Genomic DNA, 2,452 nt, shown 5'->3' with positions numbered 1-2,452 from the left:
ACCCCCACCGCATCACCATCATCGACACCGACAACACCACCCGCAGCCACAACACCCTCCACACCGCCATCAACACCAACCAACCCCAACTCGCCCTCCGCAACGGCCACATCCACACCCCCCGACTGATGCCGGCGGACGACGGCAAGCGTCTGGCCCCGCCCCGGGATGCGGCGACCTGGCGTCTGGGCACCGTCGGCAAGGGCACGCTCGACGCTGTGGCGCTGGTCGACAGCCCGGAGGCGTCGGAGCCGCTGGCCGAGGGCATGGTGCGGGTGGCGGTACGGGCGATCGGAATCAACTTCCGAGACGTACTGGTGGCCCTCGACATGGTCCCCGGGCAGGAGGGCATCGTCGGCGAGGGCGCCGGGGTCGTCACCGAAGTCGGACCCGGTGTCGACGGTTTCAGGACCGGTGACCGGGTCATGGGCATGTTCTCGTCGGGTATCGGTCCCGTGGCCGCCACCGACCAGAGGCTGTTGAGCCGTTTCCCGGACAGCTGGTCGTTCGAGCAGGCCGCGTCCGTCCCGGTCGCCTTCCTCACCGCGTACGAGGCTCTCAAGGGGGCCCGTCCGCAGGCCGGGGAGAGCCTCCTCATCCACGCGGCCGCCGGTGGGGTCGGTCTGGCCGCGCTGCAACTGGCCCGGCACTGGGAACTGGACGCCTTCACCACGGCCAGCCCCGGCAAATGGCGGGCGCTCACCGAGCGCGGAGTCGCCGACACCCGGATCGCCTCCTCCCGCACCCTGGACTTCGAAGAGCGGTTCCGTGCGGCGACCAACGGCCGAGGCGTGGACATCGTCCTCAACTCCCTGGCCCACGAGTACATCGACGCCTCGCTGCGGCTGCTCGCCGAGGGCGGCCGATTCGTCGAGATGGGCAAGACCGACATCCGCGATCCGCGGACGGTGGCGGAGGCACACCCCTCTGTGAGCTACGAGGTGTACGACCTGACGCAGACCCTTCCGGACCGGGTGAGCGAGCTGTACCGAGAGCTGGCGCCGCTGTTCGCGGAGGGAGTCCTGGAGCCGCTGCCCGTCAGCACCTGGGACGTCCACCAGGCTCCCGCGGCGATGCGCTACCTGAGCCAGGCCCGCAACATCGGCAAGGTCGTCCTGACCGTGCCTCGCTCACTCGACAAGAACGGCACGGTGTTGATCACGGGCGGTACCGGCGCCCTGGGCGCACTCACCGCCCGCCACCTGGTCACCCGACACGGCATCACCCACCTCCTCCTCACCAGCCGACGCGGCCCCGACGCTCCCGGCGCCACCCAACTCCACGACGAACTCACCGCCCTCGGCGCCCAGGTCACCATCACCGCCTGCGACACCACCGACCACACCGCCCTCGCCCACCTCCTCACCACCATCCCCGACACCCACCCCCTCACCGCCGTCATCCACACCGCAGGCGTCCTCCAGGACGCCACCATCGAAAACCTCACTCCCCAACACCTCGACACCGTCCTCCGCCCCAAGGCCGACGCCGCCTGGAACCTCCACCAACTCACCCGCCACCTCGACCTCGACGCCTTCATCCTCTACTCCTCCATGGGGGGAGTCCTCGGGGCGCCGGGCCAGGCCAACTACGCGGCCGCCAACACCTACCTCGACGCCCTCGCCCACCACCGCCACACCCTCGGACTACCCGCCACCAGCCTCACCTGGGGCCTGTGGGCGGACGCGTCCGCCATGACGGGGCATCTGACCGAGGCGGACATCGCGCGGATCACCCGCACCGGCTTCCCCCCGCTCACCAGCGAGGAAGGACTCGCACTCCTCGACGCGGCCCTCGCGCGTCCCGAAGCGCTCCTGGCACCGATCAGGGTCAGCACCACCGCACTCCACGCACGCGCCCGCAACGGCGACCTTCCGCCGTTCCTGAGCGATCTCGTCGTCAGCGCCCCCCGGCGCCCGGCTCCCACGGACACGGCTCCTACCGCGACAGCCGACGCGACGTCGTTCAAGCAGCGGCTGGCCGGCCTCGACTCGGCAGAGCGCAACCGCGTGGTGCTCGACCTGGTGCGTACGACCACCGCGGCCGTCCTCGCCCATCCCGACCCCGACGCGCTCGACCTCGCACACACCTTCAAGAGCCTCGGTTTCGACTCCCTGACCACCGTGCAGCTGCGTAACCACCTCACCGCGGCCACCAGCCTCCAGCTCCCGACGACACTCGCCTTCGACCACCCCACCCCAAAGGTGCTCACCGAACACCTCCTCCGTCTCCTCGTGGACCAGGAGTCCGTGGACGAGGCCGACGGCGCCCGCGAGGAATCGGCGGCGCTTCCCGCCCTCCGCGGCAAAGGCACTGCCACCGCTGCCGCCGACGAGGCGGTGGCGATCGTGGGGATCGGGTGCCGTTTCCCCGGCGGTGTCACCACACCCGAGGAGCTGTGGGACCTGGTCGCCGAGGGACGGGACGCCATCACCGCCTTCCCCGACGACCG

1 protein-coding gene is annotated in these 2,452 nt (G+C 70.6%); it reads left to right on the top strand.

Annotated elements, in window-relative coordinates; translation table 11 throughout:
* Positions 1-2,452 (top strand): SDR family NAD(P)-dependent oxidoreductase (locus tag ACH5AC_RS38395; protein WP_398866993.1); only part of this gene is annotated, 2,452 nt, incomplete at both ends.

Source organism: Streptomyces sp. NPDC018693 (assembly GCF_044391385.1).
Lineage (GTDB): Bacteria > Actinomycetota > Actinomycetes > Streptomycetales > Streptomycetaceae > Streptomyces.
This window is presented reverse-complemented; position numbering and strand designations above follow the sequence as displayed.